This window comes from Streptomyces rhizoryzae (genome assembly GCF_023155275.1).
Lineage (GTDB): Bacteria > Actinomycetota > Actinomycetes > Streptomycetales > Streptomycetaceae > Streptomyces > Streptomyces rhizoryzae.
Map to the genome: position 1 here is coordinate 14,653 of NZ_JALMUV010000051.1, position 20,573 is coordinate 35,225.

Here is a 20,573-nt window from a genome sequence, read left to right on the forward strand (position 1 = left end):
GGCGCGGCCCGCCGCGGCGGGCCGCGCGTGTCCGGATCTGACGCAAGCCCGTCATTGCGGCCACCGGCCCGGGCCCGGACCATGGACGCATGCCAAGGAACACCCGCCGGGTCGTGATCGCGGTCTTCCCCGACGTCGACCTGCTCGACGTCACGGGGCCGGCCGAGGTCTTCGCGCTCGCCAACCGGGAGACCGGGGGCCGCGCCGGATACCGGGTCCAGCTGGCCGGGCCCGGCCCGGCGGGCGAGGCGGTGGCGACCTCGGCGGGCGTCCGCCTGGTGACCGACCTGTCCTTCGACCGGGTCGGCGCGGGCGTGGACACCCTGCTGGTGCCCGGCGCCGTCGAACCGGGCCCGGACGGCCCGCGGGCCCGTACCGACCACGCGGTGGTCGACTGGATCAGGTCCGTCGCCCCCGGTGCCCGGCGGATCGCCTCGGTGTGCGTGGGCGCGCACCTGCTGGCGGCGGCCGGTCTGCTCGACGGCCGGACGGCGACCACCCACTGGTCGACGGCCGGTCAACTGGCCGCCGACCACCCCGGGGTGACCGTCGATCCCGACCCGATCTTCGTCCGCTCCGGGCGGGTGTGGACCGGCGCGGGGATCAGCGCCTGCCTCGACCTGTCCCTGGCCCTGGTGGCCGAGGACCTGGGCGAGGAGACGGCGCTGGCGGTCGCCCGGCAGCTGGTGGTCTACCTCAAACGCCAGGGCGGGCAGAGCCAGTTCAGCGTGCCGCTGAGCCGGCCGGCCGCCGCCCGCCGGGACATCGACGCCCTGCGCGTCCACATCGGGGAGCACCTGGACGCGGACCTGTCGGCCGCAGCCCTGGCCGAGCGGATGTGCCTGAGCGAACGGCACTTCGCCCGGGTCTTCAAACAGGAGACCGGCAGTACACCGGCCGCCTATGTCGAGGCGGCCCGGGTCGAGGCGGCGCGCCGGCTGCTGGAGACCACCGACCAGCCGCTGGACGGTATCGCGCTGGCCACCGGGCTGCGGTCGCCGGAGACGCTGCAACGGGCGTTCCGCCGCCAGCTGGGCACCAGTCCGGCCGCCTACCGCCGCCGCTTCCGCACCGCCGCCTGAGCGGTAGGCCGGGCGGGGCCGGGGGCCGGAGTACGCGCTTGCGCGGGCGTACGCCTGGGTGTGCGCGTGTCCGCCCTCCGGTCGATTCCTCCCGGTTCGATGGCGTTCCGGCTTACCGGGAAGCCGGGTTGCCGGTTGCCGGTTGCCGGTTGCCGGTTGCCGGTCGCCGGTCGCCGGTCGCCGGTCGCCGGTCGCCGGGCGCCGGGCGCCGCGCGGGCCGGGCCGCCACGCCCCACCCCGCACCCCTGTACCTCAACCACTCACCACTCAGCAGTCACCACTCACCACTCACCTGTCCCCTCCCGCTTCCGAAAGGACCCCAGATGTCCCCCTCCGCGACCACCCCCTCCGCGACCACCCCCGCCCCGTCGGCCCCCGTGCCCTCCGCGACCCTGCGGGAGGTGAGCGGGCTGGACGACCGGCTGCCGGCGCTGGGTGACGCCACGCTGGTCATGATCGACTTCCAGAACACCTACCGCCGGGGCGTGATGGCCCTGGAGGGCGCCGAGGAGGCGCTGGCCGCCGGTGCCCGGCTGCTGGCCGCCGCGCGGGCCGCGGGCGCGCCGGTGGTGCACATCGTCAACGACGGCGGCGAGGGCACCCCGTACGACATCCGGGCCGAGATCGGCGCCCTCGCCGACGAGGTCGCGCCCGCCGACGGCGAGCCGGTCGTGGTCAAGCAGTTCCCCGACGCCTTCCACCGCACCGACCTGGAGCGGATCCTGCGGGAGCGGAACGCCGGGCCCGACCTCGTCCTGGCCGGGTTCATGACGCACATGTGCGTGTCCTTCACCGCCCAGGGGGCGTTCGGCCTCGGCTACCGGCCCACGGTCGTCGCCGAGGCCACCGCCACGCGGGCGCTGCCCGGGCCGGACGGGACCGTGGTGTCCGCGGCGGCGCTCCAGGCCGCGGCGCTGACCACCGTCGGCGACCTGTTCGGGCCGGTCGCCCCGCGGGTGGCGGACCTCACCGGCTGACCGGGGGCCGGCGGGGGCGGCGGGGCCGGGCCGTCAGAGCCGGGCCGCCTTCAGGGCCATGTGGAGCAGCAGGCGGTCCGCGCCCTCGTCGAGGTCGAGGCCGGTGAGCTGCTCGATCCGGCCCAGGCGGTAGTAGAGCGTCTGGCGGTGGATGCCCAGGTGCTGCGCGGTGCGGCCGGCCTGGCCCGCGCAGTCCAGGAACGCCTCGGCGGTCCGGGCGAGTTCGGCGTGCGCGGGCGCCAGCAGCGGGGCGGCGGCCGGGTCGGCGGCGGCCGGGGGCAGCGCGGTCAGCAGGCGGTAGGCGCCGAGCGCGTCCCACTCGGCGACGCTGCCCAGCCGGGGCTCGGCGCGGGCCGCCCGCGCCGCGTCCCTGGCCTGCCGCCAGACACCGGGGAGTTCGGCCGGCTCCCGGGTGGGCACGCCGATTCCGGCGGCGGCGCCCGGGTCCCGGCGGTGCGCGGCCCGGCCGGCCGGTGCGGGCGGGCCGCCGGCCCGGGGGGAGCGCAGCAGGTGGCCGGCGGCCGTACGGGCCGGGGCGAGTGATCCGGGCTCGCGCAGCCGGACCAGGGCGGCCAGTGCGGCCGTGCCGGTGTCCGCGCCGTTGCCGGAGCCGGGCCGGTCCGCGCGGCCGCCGTCCGCCGCCGGCATCGGGCAGGCCGCCAGCAGCCCGGGCAGGTTCGGCAGCGGGGGCCCGTCGGCCGCGGCGGCGTCCCAGGGGAGGACCGCCACCACGGTCAGCGGGGCGCCCGGGGTGAAGCGCAGGGTGTCCCGGAGGCCGTCCCGCAGCGCGGCGACCGCCGCGGCCCGGCCGGCGGCCTTGGTGGTGAGCAACTCCCGCAGCAGACCGGCCAGTTCGGAGCCGGCCCGGGCCTCCTCGGCCAGCAGGGCGCCGATCCGGGCGGCGGACTCCATGGCCTGGGCGATCCGCGGGTCGGGCGGCGCACCGGGGCCGCCGAGATCCAGGTCCGTCAGATGGCCGTCGTCCAGCAGCCATACGTAGCCGTGCACCACTCCCCGGTGGCGGACGGGGAGGCAGATCCGGCCTTTGAAGACCCCGGCGGCCGGGTCCGGCGGGATCCGCAGCGGAGCGGTGGCGCGGGCGATGCCGAACGCCTCGAACCACGCGCGGACCGCCGCGGAGGACCGCCGCTGGAGGATCGACCGGGTCCGCACCGGGTCCATGACCTCGTCGTCCTCGCCCTCGTGCGCCCCGAACGCGATCAGCCCGAAGTCCCGGTCCTCCAGCGTCGCCGGCGCGCCGAGCGCCGCCGAGATCTCGTCCACCAGCTGCTGGTAGTCGCCCCGCACCACGGACCGTCCCCTCTCCCGTCACTGCCGTCTCCCACTCCCCATTCTCATACATCTGTCTGAGATGGCGGCCACGAAGGCGTGACAGCTGTCGATGGCCGGAAAGTGGCGAGATCCTTAAATTTCAGGTGGCTCATCTCGCCGCTGCGCCCGCCCGACCGGCGGCCGCCCGGCATTTGTCATCCTGAACCGTGGAGGTGCCCCATGCTGGGTCCCGTGCTTCTCGCCGCCGCGCGCAGCGACCGCATCCGCCGCGTGGTCGCGGCCGCCCCGGTCACCCGTCCCGTGGTGGACCGGTTCGTCGCGGGCGAGCGCCTGGACGAGTCGATGGCGGCGGTGCGGAACCTCGCCGGCCGCGGCATGGACGTCACCCTGGACTTCCTCGGCGAGGACATCACCGATCCGGCCGAGGCGCTGCGCACCCGCGACGCCTACCTCCAGCTGGCCGCGTCGCTCAAGGAACTGGGGCTCGGCGCCCGGGCCGAGATGTCGGTCAAGCTCTCCGCGTTCGGCCAGGCGCTGGCCGGCGGCCACGACCTCGCGCTGCGCAACGTCACCCCGGTGGTCGAAGCCGCCGCCGACGCCGGCACCACCGTGACGCTGGACATGGAGGACCACACCACCGCGGACTCCACGCTGGCGATCCTGCACACCCTGCGCGAGCGCTTCCCCCAGACGGGCGCGGTCCTCCAGTCGTACCTCTTCCGCACCGAGGACGACTGCCGGGCGCTGGCCGGGGCAGGGTCCCGGGTGCGGCTGGTCAAGGGCGCGTACAAGGAGCCCGCGGCGGTCGCGTTCCAGGACAAGCGGGAGGTCGACCGGGCCTATGTGCGCTGCCTGAAGATCCTCATGGCCGGGCAGGGCTACCCGATGATCGGGTCCCACGACCCGCGGATGGTCGCCATCGCCCAGGAGCTGGCGCACCGCAGCGGCCGCAAGCCCGCCGACTACGAGTTCCAGATGCTCTTCGGCATCCGGGAGGCCGAGCAGCGGCGGCTGGTGGAGGAGGGCCACCGGATGCGGGTCTACGTGCCCTACGGCACCGACTGGTACGGCTACTTCATGCGCCGCCTGGCCGAGCGCCCCGCCAACCTCACGTTCTTCCTGCGGTCCCTGGCCACCCGGGGCTGAGGACCCGGCCGGGGGTCCGGGGGCGCCCCCGGGGAAGGTTTTTACTGGCCCTTTGGGTCCGTATGGGTGGATTCTGGGGAAGGGGAAACCCTCCCCGGGCCATCTGCCGTGGCAGCGGCCCCGGCACGACCGACGTACACCGACGTACGACAACGACAACGATCGAGAACGACGATCGCAAGCGTAAGGAGACACGGCCACCATGGACGCTGTGACCCAGGTCCCCGTGCCGGTGAACGAGCCGGTGCACAGCTACGCCCCGGGCAGCCCGGAGCGGTTCCGCCTGGAGGCCAAGCTCAAGGAGCTGGCCGGCAACCCCGTCGAGCTGCCCATGACCATCGGCGGCACCCGGCGGATGGGCGGCGGTGAGCGCTTCGACGTCGTGCAGCCGCACCACCACTCCGCCCGGCTGGGCACCTACGCCAACGCCACCGTCCAGGACGCCCGGGACGCGGTGGACGCCGCGCTGGCCGCCGCCCCCGCCTGGCGCGCGATGTCCTTCGACGACCGGGCCGCGATCATCCTCAAGGCCGCCGACCTGCTGGCCGGACCGTGGCGCGAGACGATGGCCGCCGCGACCATGCTCGGCCAGTCCAAGACCGCCCAGCAGGCCGAGATCGACACCCCCTGCGAGCTGGTCGACTTCTGGCGCTTCAACGTCCACTTCGCGCGCCAGATCCTCGCCGAGCAGCCCCCGGTGAACGCCCCCGGCGTCTGGAACCGCTCGGACCACCGCCCCCTGGAGGGCTTCGTCTACGCGATCACGCCGTTCAACTTCACCGCGATCGCCGGCAACCTCCCCACCGCCCCGGCCCTGATGGGCAACGTCGTGGTGTGGAAGCCGTCCCCGACCCAGACCTTCGCCGCGGTGCTGCTGATGCGCCTGCTGGAGGAGGCCGGCCTGCCGCCCGGCGTCATCAACCTCGTCACCGGCGACGGCAAGGACGTCTCCGAGGTGGCGCTGGCCCACCCCGACCTGGCGGGCATCCACTTCACCGGCTCGACCAAGACCTTCCAGTACCTGTGGAAGACGGTCGGCGCCAACATCGAGACGTACAAGACCTACCCGCGGCTGGTCGGCGAGACCGGCGGCAAGGACTTCGTCGTCGCCCACCCGTCGGCCGACCGCGCGGTGCTCAAGACCGCGCTGACCCGCGGCGCCTTCGAGTTCCAGGGCCAGAAGTGCTCCGCGGCCTCCCGCGCCTACATCCCGGCCTCGCTGTGGAACGCCGGCTTCAAGGAGGAGTTCGCCGCCGAGGTCGACGCCCTGTCCATGGGCGACGTCACCGAGCTGTCGAACTTCATGGGCGCGGTCATCGACGCCCGCGCCTTCGCCAAGAACAAGGCCGCCATCGACCGCGCCAAGGCCGACCCCACCGTCGAGGTGGTGGCCGGCGGCACCTACGACGACAGCGTCGGCTACTTCGTCCGCCCGACCGTCCTGGTCTCCACCGACCCGGAGAACGAGATCTTCAAGGACGAGTACTTCGGCCCGATCCTCGGCGTCCACGTCTACGACGACTCCGCCGAGGGCGGCTACGAGGCGATGCTCGACCAGATGGAGTCCGCCTCGGCCTACGGCCTGACCGGCGCGGTGATCGCCCAGGACCGCGCCGCGGCCGCCGCGACCTGCGAGAAGCTGCGCTTCGCGGCCGGCAACTTCTACATCAACGACAAGCCCACCGGCGCCGTGGTCGGCCAGCAGCCGTTCGGCGGCGGCCGGGCGTCGGGCACCAACGACAAGGCCGGCGCCAAGCAGAACCTCATGCGCTGGACGTCGACCCGCTCCATCAAGGAGACTCTGGTCCCGCCGACCGACTACCGCTACCCGCACATGGGCTGACGCCCGCCCGCACGGCCGCCCGTGCACCCGTGCAGGCCCGGCACCCGCGACAGGGGGTGCCGGGCCTTCCGCGTCATGATCGCGTCTCAAATAGTAGGAAGCCCAAGTAATTGTGCAGACATCACGGCGCGGCTGTCCTAGCTTTGTAGGAGCCGCACGTATCGCTGCATCCAGCGAATGCGGATGCGGCCCGGCGCCTTCGCGCAGGTGACCCCTGCGGCGCCGCGGCCCCCGCCCTGCCGGCCTCTCGCACCACCCACCCCTCTTCTTCACGACGCACCCCGGGCAGTCCTCGGGGCCCTGGCATGGGAGACGCGCATCATGGCCGACACCACCGTCCGCAGGACCCGTCACTCCTCCCGTCAGTCCAACGACGCCGACCGCCGCAACGCCGCGGCCGCCCTCCAGCGCGCCCTCGACCGCCGCGACAACGGCGGCGCCACCGGCCACTGACCCCGGCCGGTCCCGCGGGTACGCGAAGGGGCGCCCGGGACGGGGTCCCGGACGCCCCTTCCGGCGCGGTCGGTACGGGCGGTCAGCCCCGGCGGCGGGAGCGGGTGACCTCGAAGTGGTCGATGCGCGCACCGGACTCGGCGAGCGCGGTGACCTTCATCCGCGGCCGCCCGCCCGGGGTGACCTCGACGGCCAGGAACGAGTAGCCGGTGTAGCGGACCCGGGACCACTCGACGGTCTCCTCGGTCTTGGCCCGCCCCTTTGCCCAGTGGTAGCTGTCGACGCTGTCGAGGTCCTTGACGTGGCCCTCGTAGCTGTCCGGGACGGGGAAGTCGTAGAGCGACTTCCCGGCGCCGCCGGCCGTGACGTACACGATGCCCTCGTGCGCGGCGTCCACCGTCTCGCCGATCGGCACCCGCTTCGCCACCCGGCCGCCCCTGAGCGCGTCGGTCCGCTCGTAGACGTGGTTGTGGCCGTTGACCACCAGGTCCACCTGGTGCTTCTCGAAGAGCGGCAGCCAGGCGTCGCGCACCCCGCCCTCCGAGGCGTGCGCGGTGGTGGTGGAGTACGCGCAGTGGTGGAAGAAGACCACCAGGAAGTCGATGCCCGCGGTGGCTCGCAGCTCGCCGAGCCGGCGGTCCAGCCAGCGGGTCTGCCGGCCCTCGGTGTAGCCGGCGTTGGCCGGGATCTCGTAGGAGACGTCGTTGGCGTCCAGGGCGACGACCGCGACGTTGCCGTAGGTGAAGGAGTAGACGCCCGGGGCGCGTTCGGGGTCCGGGCCGTTGCCGGGCAGCGACCAGCGGGCGGACTGGCCGCCGTAGCCGTTGGGGGAGTACCACGCCTCCATGTCGTGGTTCCCGGTGGTCACCATCCACGGCACGGACTTGGCGACCGTCTCGGTCTGGGCGAGGAACTGGTCCCAGGCGCGCGCGTCGTAGGTGTCGTGCTCGGAGCCCTGGCCGTCCGGGTCGGCGTAGCAGATGTCGCCCGCGTGCAGGTGGAAGGCCGGGTTCTGGCCCAGGATCAGCTGGTCGTTGGCGAGGGCGTGGTAGCTGACGCCCTGGTCGCCGAAGGCGGTGAAGACGAAGTGCTCGGCGCGCGCCGGGGCGGTGCGGAAGGTGCCCACCGTGCCGAAGTGGCGCGCGTCGGCCGGGTCGAAGCCGTCGTGGCCGACGCCGTAGTAGTACGTGGTCCCCGGGCGCAGGCCGTCCAGGGCCGCGTGCAGGTAGTACTGGTCGACGGCCGGGAGCTTGGCGGACAGCGACGGGGTGTGCAGGTGGCGCACCTCCGCGGGGATCCGGCGCCCCAGGTCCCAGGGCGTGAGGCCGACCCGCAGGTACGGCCGCCGGACCGCGAACGGCACCTGCCAGCTCACCCGCATCTGGGAGCGCGGATCGGCGCCGAAGGCCAGGTGGCGGCCGAACGGGGCGACCAGGTGCCCGTCCACCGCGGTGGTGGCGGGCGCGGTGACCAGCGCCGGGCCGGCGGCGTGCGCGGCCGGGGCGGCCAGCAGGCCGGCGCCGGCGACCGTGCCGGCGGCCACCGCGGAGCTGCGCAGCAGGCCCCGGCGGGTCAGCGCGGTGCGCAGGTACTCATGCTGCTCGGGCATGGTCATCCGGGCTGCGAGGTGCTCCGGTATGCCGACACGGGGGGTGTGCGAGGGCAGGGGGCGCTCACCCCGGGGAAGTGCAGTCATGCGGCCGAATCTGGCAGGGTCGGCCGACGGGGGCGGGACGCCGGGGTGAACGGCGGATGGCCGGCGCTCGTGCGGCCGGCGCTGCTGTCCGCATGCCGGACGTCACGTGTCAATCATTGGGACGAAGAGTAGGGTCCAGGCATGTCTCGCAGCATTCGCCTCGCAGTGATCCCCGGTGACGGAATCGGCCAGGAAGTCGTGGCCCAGGGGCTGAAGGTCCTGACCGCGGTCCTCCCGCAGGACGTCAAGCTCGAAACCAAGGAGTACGACCTCGGGGCCCAGCGGTGGCACCGCACCGGCGAGACCCTGCCGGACGCGGAACTGGCCGCGCTGAAGGACCACGACGCGATCCTGCTCGGCGCGATCGGCGACCCCTCGGTGCCGTCCGGCGTCCTGGAGCGCGGACTGCTGCTCAAGCTCCGCTTCGCCTTCGACCACTTCGTCAACCTCCGCCCGTCGAAGCTGTTCCCGAACACCGCCACCCCGCTGGCCGGCCGCCCCGAGATCGACTTCGTGGTCGTCCGCGAGGGCACCGAGGGCCCCTACACCGGCAACGGCGGCAGCCTGCGCACCGGCACCCCGGCCGAGGTCGCCACCGAGGTCAGTGTGAACACCGCCTACGGTGTGGAGCGGGTCGTCCGGGACGCCTACGAGCGGGCCAACGCCCGCCCGCGCAAGAAGCTGACGCTGGTCCACAAGAACAACGTCCTGGTCTACGCCGGCCACATGTGGAAGAACATCTTCGACCGGGTCGGCGCGGAGTACCCCGAGGTCACCACCGACTACCTGCACGTCGACGCGGCGACGATCTTCCTCGTCACGCAGCCCGAGCGGTTCGACGTGATCGTCACCGACAACCTCTTCGGCGACATCCTCACCGACCTCGCCGCGGCCGTCACCGGCGGCATCGGCCTGGCCGCCTCCGGGAACATCAACCCGACCGGCGAGTTCCCGTCCATGTTCGAGCCGGTGCACGGCTCGGCGCCGGACATCGCGGGCACCGGCAAGGCCGACCCGACCGCCACGATCCTCTCGGTCGCGCTGCTGCTGCGCCACCTCGGCCACGAGGAGCAGGCCGCCCGGATCGAGGCGGAGGTCGCCGCCGACCTGGAGGCCCGGGACGGCACGGCCCGCACCACCGACCAGATCGGCGACGCGCTCGCCGCACGGGTAGCGGGCTGACGCCCGACGCACCTGAGCAGTACCCCAGCGCCGGGCCGGTCACGGTCCGGCGCTGTTCGTTTCTCCCCCGTACTCCCCCTACTCCCCGGTCCTCCTCCGCATCCCCGCCCCGCGCTCCGTTGCGATTCCGTGCCGGCCCACCGGTTCCGGCGCCGGACAGCCGCGCGCGATAATCGGACGAGGGGCCGCCGCCCGGCGGGAAACTCGGACGTCCCCGTAACGACCGGTACGACCGAGTCACCGCGGTGCACGCGGCCGCCACCCACCGCACCGGTGCCGCGTGCGGGGCGCCGCCCCGCCACCCGGCCGGAGGGCTGGGCCGGTGACCTGCGGTATCGGACCACGCAGTGAAGGACACGCATACATGACGACGCCCACGATCGAGCTCAAGCCCTCCTCGCACCCGCTGCCCGCGGCGGAGCGGGAGCAGATCCTGGCCGCCCCCGGCTTCGGCCGCCACTTCACCGACCACATGGTGACGATCAAGTGGTCGGAGGGCCGCGGCTGGCACGACGGGCAGCTCGTGCCGTACGGTCCGCTGGCGCTGGACCCGGCGACCAACGTCCTGCACTACGCGCAGGAGATCTTCGAGGGCCTGAAGGCGTACCGGCGGCCCGACGGCAGCGTCGCCACCTTCCGCCCGGACGCCAACGCCCGGCGCTTCCAGGCGTCCGCCCGCCGGCTGGCCATGCCGGAGCTGCCCGTCGAGACCTTCATCGAGGCGTGCGACGTGCTGGTCCGGCAGGACCAGGACTGGGTGCCGGCGCACGGCGGCGAGGAGTCGCTGTACCTGCGCCCCTTCATGATCGCCACCGAGGTGGGGCTGGGCGTCAAGCCCGCCACCGAGTACCTCTTCGTCGTGATCGCCTCGCCGGCCGGCGCGTACTTCCCCGGCGGCGTCAAGCCGGTCTCGATCTGGCTGTCCGAGGACCGGGTGCGGGCCGTCCCCGGCGGGATGGGCGACGCCAAGACCGGCGGCAACTACGCCGCGTCCCTGCTGGCCCAGGCCGAGGCCGCGGCCCGCGGCTGCGACCAGGTCGCCTACCTCGACGCCGTGGAGCACAAGTGGGTCGAGGAGCTGGGCGGGATGAACCTCTACTTCGTCTACGGCGACCGGATCGTCACCCCCACCCTGACCGGTTCGCTGCTGGCCGGCGTGACCCGCGACTCCCTGCTCGCGGTCGCCCGGGACCTCGGCTACGAGGCCGAGGAGGGGCGGGTCTCCATCGACCAGTGGCAGAACGACAGCGCGAGCGGCGCGCTCACCGAGGTCTTCGCCTGCGGCACCGCCGCCGTGATCACTCCGGTCGGCACGGTCAAGCGGGACGGTGCCGAGTGGCAGCAGGCCGGCGGTGAGCCGGGCAAGGTCACGCTGCGGCTGCGCGAGGCGCTGTTGGACATCCAGCGCGGGGTGGTCGCCGACGACCACGGCTGGATGCACCCCATCACCTGAGCGGTGCCCGGCCCCGGTCCCGCGCGGGGGCCGGGGCCGGGGAACGGCGGAAGGCCGCCGCCAGCAGATGCCGGCGGCGGCCTTCCGCCGTTCCGGGGCCGGGTCAGCCGACCTCGGCGGGGGCCTCCTCCGCGGCGGGCACCGCGGCCGCGCGCAGCGCCGGGACCGGGCGCGGCCGGCGGGCGACCAGGAGCAGGTAGGCCACGGCGGCGGTGAGCGCGGCCAGCAGGAAGCTCATGTCGATACCGCCGGTGTACTTCAGCAGCGGCCCCTCGTAGGGGGAGCCCACCGACAGCAGGCCGACCGCGGAGCCGAGCGCCCAGGCGAGGGTGGCCTGGACGTTCCAGCCGGCCTTGAACCAGTACACGCCGCCGATGGTGCCGCGGTTGTAGACCTGGAGCGAGTCGGCGTCGTAGGTGCCGCGGCAGCGGACGAAGCCGATCACGGTGATGACCGCCCACGGCGTGCCGATGGCGGTCATCAGCAGGACGAAGGCGGTCATCGCGTTCTGCGCGTCCCAGGCGAAGTGGCCGACGTAGACCAGCACGGTGGAGAGGCCGGCGACGACGTAGGTGGCCTGGGTGCGGGTGGCGCGCGGCAGGATCGCGTCGAGGTCCAGGCCCATGCTGTAGAGCATCAGTCCGGAGTTGCCGGCCGAGCCGGCGGAGGCGTTGAGGAGCAGGAAGACCAGATACCACAGGGGCGCGCCGGCGACCAGCGGCCCGGCGTAGTCCGAGCCGGCGCCGACCGCCAGCGCGCTGAAGGTGCCGAACAGCTGCGGCACCAGCAGACCGAGGACCAGGCCCAGGTAGGTGGCGCCGAAGACGGCCTTGGAGCGGTGGCGGTTGGGGGAGATGTAGCGGCTGTAGTCGCCGAGCAGGGTGATGAAGGCGATCGGGCCGCTCAGGCCGGCGGAGACCGCGGAGAGCAGCCAGGTCTGCCAGTAGCCGCCCATGGCGTAGGGGACGCCGTGCACCGGGGCGGTGGAGAAGTGGTGCGCGTAGGCGAAGACGCCGATGACCAGCAGCACCGTCAGGCCGATGGAGAGCACCTTGCTCAGCCGCAGCAGCACCTTGTAGCCGTAGACCGCGCCCACGGCGGTGGCGGCGGCCAGCACCGCATAGACGATCGTGTACGCCGCCCCGTCGGCCGGCAGGCCGATGAGGCGGTGCAGACAGCCGACCATGGCGTCGCCGCCGACCCAGAGGGTGAGCGCGGTGTAGCCGAGGGAGAGCAGCAGGCCGATCACCGAGCCGATGAGCCGGCCGCGGACGCCGAAGAAGGCGCCGCTGGAGGTGGAGAGGTTGGTCGCGCTGCGCAGCGACACGAGCGCGAGCGGTGCGGTCAGCAGGGCGCCGACCAGGGTGCCGGCCGCCAGGGAGCTCACCGACCCCCAGAAGCCGAGGCCGAAGGAGACCGGCAGCCAGCCGAAGATCACAACGCCGAGTGCGAGGTTCGAGCCGAGCAGGATGGATACGAGGTCGCGAGGGCTGCTGGTGCGTTCCTCGTCCGGGATGGTGTCGACTCCGCGTTGTTCTATCGGCATGAGGGCTCCCCTGAGAGGCCGGAACAGATGGTGAGAAGCGGTGCTGTGCGCGGTGCTCCATCGATGGGCTGGGCTTCGCGGGCGGCACCCGGGAAGCGGTGCTCGGTCGACCGAGATCATTTGAGCAGCACTCTAAAAACGATCAATTCAAGCCACGTTCTAGAGCGACGCTCAATATGAAGCACGCTTGGGGCCTAGGTCAATGGTTTCGGAATGATGAATTCCGAGTTAGAGTGATGCTCAATCCAGAGCGGGAGGAAGGGACGGGATGCGGCTCACCCCCACAGAACGCGACCGGCTGCTGCTGTTCGGCGCGGCCGAGCTGGCCCGGGCGCGCCGGGCCCGCGGACTGAAGCTGAATGTGCCCGAGGCGACCGCGTTGATCGCGGACACAGTCTGCGAGGCGGCGCGGGACGGGCGCCGCCTCGCTTCGGCCATCGAGGCGGCCCGCAGCGTGCTCGGACCCGACGACGTGCTGCCCGGGGTGGCCGACGTCGTCACCGAGGTGCACGTGGAGGCCGTCTTCGACGACGGCTCCCGCCTCGCGGTGGTCACCGACCCGATCGGCGGCGGCGGTCTGGGGGAGGAGGGGCCGGGCGCCCTGCTGCCGGCCCCCATGCACACCGACCCCGAGCCCGATGTCCGGCTGACGGTCACCAACACCGCGGTGGTGCCGGTCAGCGTCACGTCCCACTTCCACTTCTTCGAGGCCAACCCGCGCCTGGACTTCGACCGCGAGCGCGCCTACGGCATGCGGCTCGCCGTCCCCGCCGGGTCCTCCGTGCGCTTCGGCCCGGGGGAGAGCCACCAGGTCGGGCTGGTGCCGATCGGCGGCGAGCGTGTCGCGATCGGCTTCGCCGGCCTGGTGGACGGGCCGCTGGACGCGCCCGGCGCGAAGCGGGAAGCGCTGCGCAGGGCGGCCGCCTGCGGCTACCTCGGCGTGGCGGACACCACGGACCAGGAGGTCGAGAGATGAGCCGCCCCGGAGGCCACCCCGTCGAGGCCCGCCGCCTCACGGCGCACGAATACGCCGCCACCCACGGCCCGCGGGCCGGCGACCGGGTGGTGCTCGGCGACTCCGGACTGGTCGTCCGGGTCGAGTCCGACTCCCAGAAACCCGGCGACGAGTTCCTGGCCGGCTTCGGCAAGACCGCCCGCGACGGCCTGCACCTCAAGGCCGCGTCGCTGCGCGAGACCTGCGACGTGGTGATCAGCAACGTGCTGGTCATCGACGCGGTCCAGGGCATCCGCAAGACGTCCATCGGCATCCGCGAGGGCCGCATCCACGCCATCGGGCGGGCCGGCAACCCCGACACCCTCGACGGGGTCGAGGTCGTGGTCGGCACCGGCACCTCGATCGTCTCCGGCGAAGGCATGATCGCCACCGCGGGTGCCGTGGACACCCACGTCCACCTGCTCTCCCCGCGGGTGATGGAAGCCTCGCTGGCCTCCGGTGTCACCACCCTCATCGGCCAGGAGTTCGGCCCGGTCTGGGGCGTCGGCGTCAACTCGCCCTGGGCGCTGCGCCACGCCTTCAGCGCCTTCGACGCCTGGCCGGTCAACATCGGCTTCCTGGGCCGCGGTTCGTCCTCCGGTGAGGCGCCGCTGGTCGAGGCGCTGGCCGAGGGCGGCGCCCTGGGCTTCAAGGTCCACGAGGACATGGGCGCGCACGCCCGCGCCCTGGACACCGCGCTGCGGGTCGCCGAGGAGCACGACGTCCAGGTGGCGCTGCACAGCGACGGCCTCAACGAGTGCCTCACCGTCGAGGACACCCTGCGGGTGCTGGACGGCCGGACCATCCACGCCTTCCACATCGAGGGCTGCGGCGGCGGGCACGTCCCCAACGTCCTGAAGATGGCCGGCGTGCCCAACGTCATCGGCTCCTCCACCAACCCCACCCTCCCCTTCGGGCGGGACGCGGTCGCCGAGCACTACGGCATGATCGTCTCGGTTCACGACCTGAAGACCGACCTGCCCGGCGACGCCGCGATGGCCCGGGACCGCATCCGGGCCGGCACGATGGGCGCCGAGGACGTCCTGCACGACCTCGGGGCGATCGGCATCACCTCCTCCGACGCCCAGGGCATGGGCCGGGCCGGTGAGACCGTCCGCCGCACCTTCGCGATGGCCGGCAAGATGAAGGCCGAACTCGGGCCGATGGAGGGCGACGGCGCGCACGACGACAACGCCCGCGTGCTGCGCTACATCGCCAAGCTCACCATCAACCCCGCCATCGCCCACGGCCTCGCGCACGAGATCGGGTCGATCGAGGTCGGCAAGATGGCGGACATCGTGCTGTGGAAGCCGCAGTTCTTCGGCGCCAAACCGCAGCTGGTGCTCAAGTCCGGCTTCCCCGCGTACGGCGTCACCGGCGACCCCAACGCCGCCACCGACACCTGCGAACCCCTGGTGCTGGGCCCGCAGTTCGGCGCGCACGGCGCCACCCCGGCGGAGATCTCGGTGGCCTTCGTCGCCGGCGCCGCACTCGCCCAGGGCAACGACACGATGCCCACCCGCCGGCGCCGGGTCGCCGTCCGCGGCACCCGCGGCATCGGCCCCCGCGATCTGATCCACAACGCCCGGGTCGGCGACGTCCAGGTCGACGAGCGCACCGGCCTGGTCACCCTCGACGGCGACCCGATGCGGTCCGAACCGGCCGACACCGTCTCGCTGTCCAGGCTCTACTTCCTCTGACGGCACCCGGCCGGCGGACCGGCCGCCGCCGCGACCCCCTTCGCGGCGGCGCCGGCCCGCCCGCTCCGCCGCCCCACCCCCCCGTACACGGCGCCCCGCGCACCCCAGGACCCGAGGATCCCGTATGAACACCCCCGCCGCCGACGGCTTCCGCATGCCCCCCGAGTGGGCCCCGCACGAGCGCACCTGGATGGCCTGGCCCGGCCCCAACTTCACCTTCGGTGCCGAGGGCGAGGAGTCGCTCGCCGAGGCCCGCCGCGCCTGGGCCGCCGTCGCCCGCGCGGTGCGGCAGTACGAGCCGGTGACCGTGGTCGCCGGCCCCGGCCAGCTGGAAGGCGCCCGCGCCCTGCTCGGCGACGCGGTCGAGCTGGTCGAGCGCCCCCTCGACGACGCCTGGATGCGCGACATCGGCCCCACCTTCCTCACCAACGGCCAGGGTGAACTGGCCGCCGTGGACTGGGTGTTCAACGGCTGGGGAGCCCAGGAGTGGGCCGCCTGGGACCGCGACGCGAAGACGGCCGAGCAGGTCGCCCAGCTCGCCGGCGCCCGCCGCTACGCCACCTGGCTGGTCAACGAGGGCGGCGGCATCCACGTCGACGGCGAGGGCACCGTCCTGCTCACCGAGACCGTCCAGCTCGACCCGGGCCGCAACCCCGGCCGCAGCAAGGAGGACGTCGAGGCCGAGATCCACGCCCACCTCGGCACCACCAAGGCGATCTGGCTGCCGCGCGGCCTGTACGCCGACTACGGCCAGTTCGGCACCCGCGGCCACGTGGACATCGTCGCCGCCTTCGCCCGCCCCGGCGTGGTGATGGTCCACACCCAGCCCGACCCCGACCACCCCGACCACGCGATCTGCAACGAGATCGCCAAGCTGCTGCGCGCCGCCACCGACGCCCGCGGCCGGCAGCTGGAGGTCGTCGAGATCCCGGCCCCGACCGTCATCGAGGAGAACGGCGAGCTGGTCGACTACTCCTACATCAACCACCTCCAGTGCAACGGCGGCATCGTGCTGTGCGCCTTCGACGACCCGCGGGACGAGGAGGCGGCCGCGCTCTTCCGCCGGCTGTTCCCCGGCCGCACCGTCACCCTGGTGGACGCCCGTACGATCTTCGCAGCGGGTGGCGGTATCCACTGCATCACCCAGCAGCAGCCCAAGGTCTGACCCACCAGGCCCGTCCCGTCCCCCGGAGGTCCCCGTGCCCGGTCCCGTACGCCGTCCCCGGCGGCGGCTCAACCAGCCGCGCGAGCAGGTCCTCGCCGCGGCGATGGCCACCATCGCCGCCGAGGGACTGGACCGGCTGACCATGGCGGGACTGGGCCGCGAGGTCGGCATGAGCAGCGGCCACATCCTCTACTACTTCGGTACGAAGGACGAGCTGCTGCTCCAGACCCTCCAGTGGAGCGAGGAGCAGCTCGGCGCCGAGCGCCGGGCCGCCCTCGCCCGCCGGGTCTCCGCCCGCGAACGGCTCGACGCCCTGGTCGACCTCTACCTCCCGCAAGGCCACCGCGACCCGCGCTGGACGCTGTGGCTGGAGGTCTGGGTGCGCTCCCAGAACGCCGACGACGAGACCCGCGAGCGCCAGCTCGACCTGGAGCTGGCCTGGCACCGCGACCTGGTCGCCCTGCTGGTCGAGGGCGCCTCGTCCGGTGAGTTCCGGGCCGTCGACGCCGAGCGCTTCGCGCGCCGCACCCGCGCCCTGCTCGACGGCTTCGGCACCCACCTGGTCGTCGGCCTGCCCGGCACCGACCGCGAACAGGCCCGCCGGGAGGTCCGGGACTTCCTGGACGAAGCGCTGATGCCGCCCGCGGACTGACCGCCCGCGCCCACCGCCCGGACACCCGCCCGACCCCGTCCGGCGCCCGGCGCGCGCCCCGTTCCGTGACCGCAACGCACGCAAGTACGCGGGATCGTTGCCGCGCGCCCCTTGCCGACCGGCCCGCTCTCGGCGACCGTGATCGGCTATGGGACGTCAGCAATGGAAGAAGATCTGGGTCGGCTCGGCCGGCAACATGGTCGAGTGGTTCGACTGGTTCGTCTACGCCAGTTTCGCGGTGTACTTCGCCGACGCGTTCTTCCCCAAGGGGAACGACACCGCCAACCTCATGAACACCATGGGGATCTTCGCGGTCGGCTTCTTCATGCGCCCGGTCGGCGGCTGGCTGCTCGGCCGGGTCGGCGACCGCCGGGGCCGCAAGGCCGCGCTCACCCTGACCGTGACCCTGATGTCCGCCTCGGCCGTCCTGATCGCGGCCGCCCCCACCTACGCGACCGCCGGGTACGGCGGGATCGCCGTCCTGCTGGTGGCCCGGATGCTCCAGGGGCTCTCGGTCGGCGGGGAGTACGCGGCCAGCGCCACCTACCTCACCGAGGCGTCCGCGCCCGACCGCCGCGGCTTCGCCTCCAGCTTCCAGTACGTGTCGATGACCGCCGGGCAGCTGCTCGGCCTGGGCCTCCAGATCGTCCTCCAGCGCAGCATGTCCGAGCAGGCGCTGCACAGCTGGGCCTGGCGGATCCCGTTCATCGTCGGCGCGCTGGGCGCCGGGATCGTCTTCTACCTGCGCCGCTCCATGCTGGAGACCGAGGTCTACGCCGACGACGACCACGCCCGGGCCGACCCCGACCGCGGCACCATGAAGGCGCTGTGGGCGCACAAGCGCGAGGCGTTCCTGGTCATCGCGCTCACCATGGGCGGCACCGTCGCGTACTACACGTACACCACCTACCTCACCAAGTACCTCTCCGGCACCGCCGGGCTGTCCAAGCCCACCGCCTCCCTGGTGAGCTTCTGCGCGCTGTTCCTCTTCATGTGCCTCCAGCCGCTGGCCGGCCGGCTGTCCGACCGGATCGGCCGCCGCCCGCTGCTGATCACCTTCGCCCTCGGCTCGACCTTCCTGACCGTGCCGATCATGACGCTGCTCCGGCACGCCGGCAGCTTCTGGCCGGCCCTGGGCCTGTCCCTGCTGGCCCTGGTCGTGGTCACCGGCTACACCTCGATCAACGCCTGTGTGAAGGCCGAGCTGTTCCCCACCGGCATCCGCGCGCTGGGCGTCGCCCTGCCGTACGCCATCGCCAACGCGCTGTTCGGCGGCACCGCCGAGTACGTCGCCCTGTGGTTCAAGAACGGCGGTATCGAGTCCGGGTATTACTGGTACGTCTCCGGCTGCGCGGCGGTCTCGCTGATCGTCTACCTGACGATGCGGGAGACCCGGACCATCGACCTCAACCGCGTCGGGAAGGGGACCGGCGACGGCACCGCCGAGCGCGTGCTCGCATCCTGAGACGAACGGAACGCCGGGGGCGGTCCTGTGCCAGACTGCCCCCGTGCTCTCGTTCGCCATGATTATTGGCAGCAGGCGCGCCGGTCCGCAGTGACCGCCCGTACGACCCGAGTACGGCGGCCATCGTCGTCCCCGACCCGCGCGCAGACCTCTCGCACCCGCGAGGGGTTTTTTCGTTTCCGGACCCACCCGTCACCGGAGGCGGAGCGCGAGGGACCATGGAGGGACGGTGGAACCGGGCATTCCGGTAGACCGAGACCCGACAGGAGCCACACCAGCATGACGGACGCACCCGAAGCCGCCGTCCCCGACGACTTCCACGTTTTCGACACCACCCTGCGCGACGGCGCGCAGCGCGAGGGCATCAACCTCACCGTCGCCGACAAGCTGACCCTCGCCCGTCACCTGGACGACTACGGCGTGGGGTTCATCGAGGGCGGCTGGCCCGGCGCCAACCCGCGGGACACCGAGTTCTTCCAGCGCGCCCGCGCGGAGATCGACTTCCGGCACGCCCAGCTCGTCGCCTTCGGCGCCACCCGCAAGGCCGGCGTCCGCGTCGAGGACGACCCGCAGGTCGCCGCGCTCCTGGACTCCGGCGCCCCGGTCGTCACGCTGGTCGCCAAGTCCCACGTCCGCCACGTCGAACTGGCCCTGCGCACCACGCCCGAGGAGAACCTCGCGATGGTCCGGGACACCGTCGCCCACCTGCGCGCCCACGGCCGCCGGGTCTTCCTCGACTGCGAGCACTTCTTCGAGGGCTACGCGCTGGACGCCGGCTACGCCAAGGAGGTCGTGCGCACCGCGTACGAGGCCGGCGCCGATGTGGTGGTGCTCTGCGACACCAACGGCGGGATGCTCCCGGCCCAGGTCTCGGCCGTGGTCCGCACCGTCCTCGCGGACACCGGCGCCCGGCTCGGCATCCACGCCCAGGACGACACCGGCTGCGCGGTCGCCAACACCCTGGCCGCGGTGGACGCCGGCGCCACCCACGTCCAGTGCACCGCCAACGGCTACGGCGAACGGGTCGGCAACTCCAACCTCTTCCCGGTCGTCGCCGCGCTGGAGCTGAAGTACGGGCGCCCGGTCCTGCCGCCCGGCAAGCTCGCCGAGACCACCCGGATCTCGCACGCCATCGCCGAGGTCGTCAACCTCACCCCCTCCACCCACCAGCCCTACGTCGGGGTCTCCGCGTTCGCCCACAAGGCCGGGCTGCACGCCTCCGCGATCAAGGTGGACCCCGACCTCTACCAGCACATCGACCCCGCCCTGGTCGGCAACAGCATGCGGATGCTGGTCTCCGACATGGCCGGCCGGGCCTCCATCGAGCTCAAGGGCAAGGAACTCGGCATCGACCTCGGCGGCGACCGCGAGCTGGTCGGCCGGGTCGTCGAGCGGGTCAAGGAACGCGAACTGGCCGGCTACACCTACGAGGCCGCCGACGCCTCGTTCGAGCTGCTGCTCCGCGAGGAGGTGGGCGGCGCGCCGCTGCGCTACTTCACCGTCGAGTCCTGGCGCGCCATCGTCGAGGACCGCCCCGACGGCACCCACGCCAACGAGGCGACCGTCAAGCTCTGGGCCAAGGGCGAGCGGATCGTCGCCACCGCCGAGGGCAACGGCCCGGTCAACGCGCTGGACCGGGCGCTGCGGGTGGCGCTGGAGCGGATCTACCCGCAGCTGGCCACGATGGAGCTGGTGGACTACCGGGTCCGCATCCTGGAGGGCGCCCTGGGCACCGGCTCGATCACCCGCGTGCTGGTCTCCACCAGCGACGGCCGCGGCGAGTGGTCCACGGTCGGTGTCGCGGAGAACGTCATCGCGGCGTCGTGGCAGGCGCTGGACGACGCGTACGCCTACGGGCTGCTGCGGGCGGGGGTCACGCCGGAGGGGTGAGTCGCCCGCCCACGTTGTCGACTGTCCCGCCGTGGG

At 73.2% G+C, this 20,573-nt stretch carries 16 protein-coding genes; 13 read left to right on the forward strand and 3 right to left on the reverse strand.

Going from position 1 to position 20,573, the window contains the following annotated elements; genetic code table 11:
- Positions 1-89 precede the first annotated feature (89 nt).
- Positions 90-1,082, forward strand: a complete 993-nt coding sequence (locus tag MUU72_RS30065) for a GlxA family transcriptional regulator (RefSeq protein WP_248016580.1) — start codon at positions 90-92, stop codon at positions 1,080-1,082.
- Between the two features lie 323 nt (positions 1,083-1,405).
- Complete coding sequence (locus MUU72_RS30070; RefSeq protein ID WP_248016581.1) at positions 1,406-2,059, forward strand: isochorismatase family protein; 654 nt, start codon at positions 1,406-1,408, stop codon at positions 2,057-2,059.
- Positions 2,060-2,092: 33 nt separating this feature from the next.
- On the opposite strand, the gene MUU72_RS30075 is transcribed toward MUU72_RS30070, so the two are convergent.
- A complete protein-coding gene (locus tag MUU72_RS30075) occupies positions 2,093-3,367 on the reverse strand; it encodes a PucR family transcriptional regulator (protein ID WP_248016607.1) in 1,275 nt (424 codons plus the stop codon).
- Positions 3,368-3,571: 204 nt separating this feature from the next.
- On the opposite strand from MUU72_RS30075, the gene MUU72_RS30080 reads away from it, so the two are divergent.
- The 3 genes from MUU72_RS30080 to MUU72_RS35465 all read left to right on the forward strand — a co-directional run bounded on the left by MUU72_RS30080 (position 3,572) and on the right by MUU72_RS35465 (position 6,794).
- Positions 3,572-4,498: a proline dehydrogenase family protein gene (locus MUU72_RS30080; protein WP_248016582.1), complete on the forward strand. Its 927-nt coding sequence runs from the start codon at positions 3,572-3,574 to the stop codon at positions 4,496-4,498.
- Positions 4,499-4,700: 202 nt separating this feature from the next.
- Positions 4,701-6,341 (forward strand): L-glutamate gamma-semialdehyde dehydrogenase, encoded by a 1,641-nt coding sequence (pruA, locus tag MUU72_RS30085; RefSeq protein ID WP_248016583.1) that lies wholly within the window; start codon positions 4,701-4,703, stop codon positions 6,339-6,341.
- Between the two features lie 321 nt (positions 6,342-6,662).
- Entirely contained in the window at positions 6,663-6,794 is a 132-nt protein-coding gene (locus MUU72_RS35465; RefSeq protein WP_282504901.1) for a hypothetical protein, read from the forward strand.
- 82 nt (positions 6,795-6,876) lie between these two features.
- On the opposite strand, the gene MUU72_RS30090 is transcribed toward MUU72_RS35465, so the two are convergent.
- The gene (locus tag MUU72_RS30090) at positions 6,877-8,490 is read right to left on the reverse strand and encodes a purple acid phosphatase family protein (RefSeq protein WP_248016584.1); all 1,614 of its coding nucleotides are present in this window, start codon (positions 8,488-8,490) and stop codon (positions 6,877-6,879) included.
- Between the two features lie 141 nt (positions 8,491-8,631).
- On the opposite strand from MUU72_RS30090, the gene MUU72_RS30095 reads away from it, so the two are divergent.
- Positions 8,632-9,672: a 3-isopropylmalate dehydrogenase gene (locus MUU72_RS30095; RefSeq protein WP_248016585.1), complete on the forward strand. Its 1,041-nt coding sequence runs from the start codon at positions 8,632-8,634 to the stop codon at positions 9,670-9,672.
- A 364-nt stretch (positions 9,673-10,036) separates the two neighbouring features.
- Positions 10,037-11,125, forward strand: coding sequence for a branched-chain amino acid aminotransferase (locus MUU72_RS30100; RefSeq protein ID WP_248016586.1), 1,089 nt, complete (start codon positions 10,037-10,039; stop codon positions 11,123-11,125).
- A gap of 103 nt (positions 11,126-11,228) precedes the next feature.
- On the opposite strand, the gene MUU72_RS30105 is transcribed toward MUU72_RS30100, so the two are convergent.
- Positions 11,229-12,671, reverse strand: coding sequence for a cytosine permease (locus tag MUU72_RS30105; protein WP_248016587.1), 1,443 nt, complete (start codon positions 12,669-12,671; stop codon positions 11,229-11,231).
- Between the two features lie 268 nt (positions 12,672-12,939).
- Between MUU72_RS30105 and ureA the strand changes: the two genes are divergently transcribed.
- The 6 genes from ureA to cimA all read left to right on the forward strand — a co-directional run bounded on the left by ureA (position 12,940) and on the right by cimA (position 20,537).
- Complete coding sequence (gene ureA, locus MUU72_RS30110) at positions 12,940-13,647, forward strand: urease subunit gamma (RefSeq protein ID WP_248016588.1); 708 nt, start codon at positions 12,940-12,942, stop codon at positions 13,645-13,647.
- Positions 13,644-15,365 carry an urease subunit alpha gene (locus MUU72_RS30115; protein WP_248016589.1) on the forward strand — a complete coding sequence of 574 codons (1,722 nt, stop codon included), beginning with the start codon at positions 13,644-13,646 and terminating at the stop codon, positions 15,363-15,365. The genes ureA and MUU72_RS30115 overlap by 4 nt, the downstream gene beginning before the upstream one ends.
- A 124-nt stretch (positions 15,366-15,489) precedes the next feature.
- The gene (locus MUU72_RS30120; protein ID WP_248016590.1) at positions 15,490-16,530 is read left to right on the forward strand and encodes an agmatine deiminase family protein; all 1,041 of its coding nucleotides are present in this window, start codon (positions 15,490-15,492) and stop codon (positions 16,528-16,530) included.
- Between the two features lie 34 nt (positions 16,531-16,564).
- Complete coding sequence (locus tag MUU72_RS30125) at positions 16,565-17,182, forward strand: TetR/AcrR family transcriptional regulator (RefSeq protein ID WP_248016591.1); 618 nt, start codon at positions 16,565-16,567, stop codon at positions 17,180-17,182.
- Positions 17,183-17,330: 148 nt separating this feature from the next.
- A complete protein-coding gene (locus MUU72_RS30130; protein WP_248016592.1) occupies positions 17,331-18,647 on the forward strand; it encodes an MFS transporter in 1,317 nt (438 codons plus the stop codon).
- A gap of 279 nt (positions 18,648-18,926) precedes the next feature.
- Positions 18,927-20,537, forward strand: a complete 1,611-nt coding sequence (gene cimA, locus MUU72_RS30135) for a citramalate synthase (RefSeq protein ID WP_248016593.1) — start codon at positions 18,927-18,929, stop codon at positions 20,535-20,537.
- Positions 20,538-20,573 lie beyond the last annotated feature (36 nt).

What these genes read in the sequence shown, in the direction of transcription:
- MUU72_RS30105 (WP_248016587.1), bottom strand. Translation starts at nt 12,671, where the DNA reads ATGCCGATAGAACAACGCGGAGTCGACACCATCCCGGACGAGGAACGC.
- MUU72_RS30100 (WP_248016586.1), top strand. Translation starts at nt 10,037, where the DNA reads ATGACGACGCCCACGATCGAGCTCAAGCCCTCCTCGCACCCGCTGCCC.
- MUU72_RS30095 (WP_248016585.1), top strand. Translation starts at nt 8,632, where the DNA reads ATGTCTCGCAGCATTCGCCTCGCAGTGATCCCCGGTGACGGAATCGGC.
- ureA (WP_248016588.1), top strand. Translation starts at nt 12,940, where the DNA reads ATGCGGCTCACCCCCACAGAACGCGACCGGCTGCTGCTGTTCGGCGCG.
- MUU72_RS30090 (WP_248016584.1), bottom strand. Translation starts at nt 8,490, where the DNA reads ATGACTGCACTTCCCCGGGGTGAGCGCCCCCTGCCCTCGCACACCCCC.
- MUU72_RS30080 (WP_248016582.1), top strand. Translation starts at nt 3,572, where the DNA reads ATGCTGGGTCCCGTGCTTCTCGCCGCCGCGCGCAGCGACCGCATCCGC.
- pruA (WP_248016583.1), top strand. Translation starts at nt 4,701, where the DNA reads ATGGACGCTGTGACCCAGGTCCCCGTGCCGGTGAACGAGCCGGTGCAC.
- MUU72_RS30065 (WP_248016580.1), top strand. Translation starts at nt 90, where the DNA reads ATGCCAAGGAACACCCGCCGGGTCGTGATCGCGGTCTTCCCCGACGTC.
- MUU72_RS30070 (WP_248016581.1), top strand. Translation starts at nt 1,406, where the DNA reads ATGTCCCCCTCCGCGACCACCCCCTCCGCGACCACCCCCGCCCCGTCG.
- MUU72_RS30120 (WP_248016590.1), top strand. Translation starts at nt 15,490, where the DNA reads ATGAACACCCCCGCCGCCGACGGCTTCCGCATGCCCCCCGAGTGGGCC.
- MUU72_RS30115 (WP_248016589.1), top strand. Translation starts at nt 13,644, where the DNA reads ATGAGCCGCCCCGGAGGCCACCCCGTCGAGGCCCGCCGCCTCACGGCG.
- MUU72_RS35465 (WP_282504901.1), top strand. Translation starts at nt 6,663, where the DNA reads ATGGCCGACACCACCGTCCGCAGGACCCGTCACTCCTCCCGTCAGTCC.
- cimA (WP_248016593.1), top strand. Translation starts at nt 18,927, where the DNA reads ATGACGGACGCACCCGAAGCCGCCGTCCCCGACGACTTCCACGTTTTC.
- MUU72_RS30130 (WP_248016592.1), top strand. Translation starts at nt 17,331, where the DNA reads ATGGGACGTCAGCAATGGAAGAAGATCTGGGTCGGCTCGGCCGGCAAC.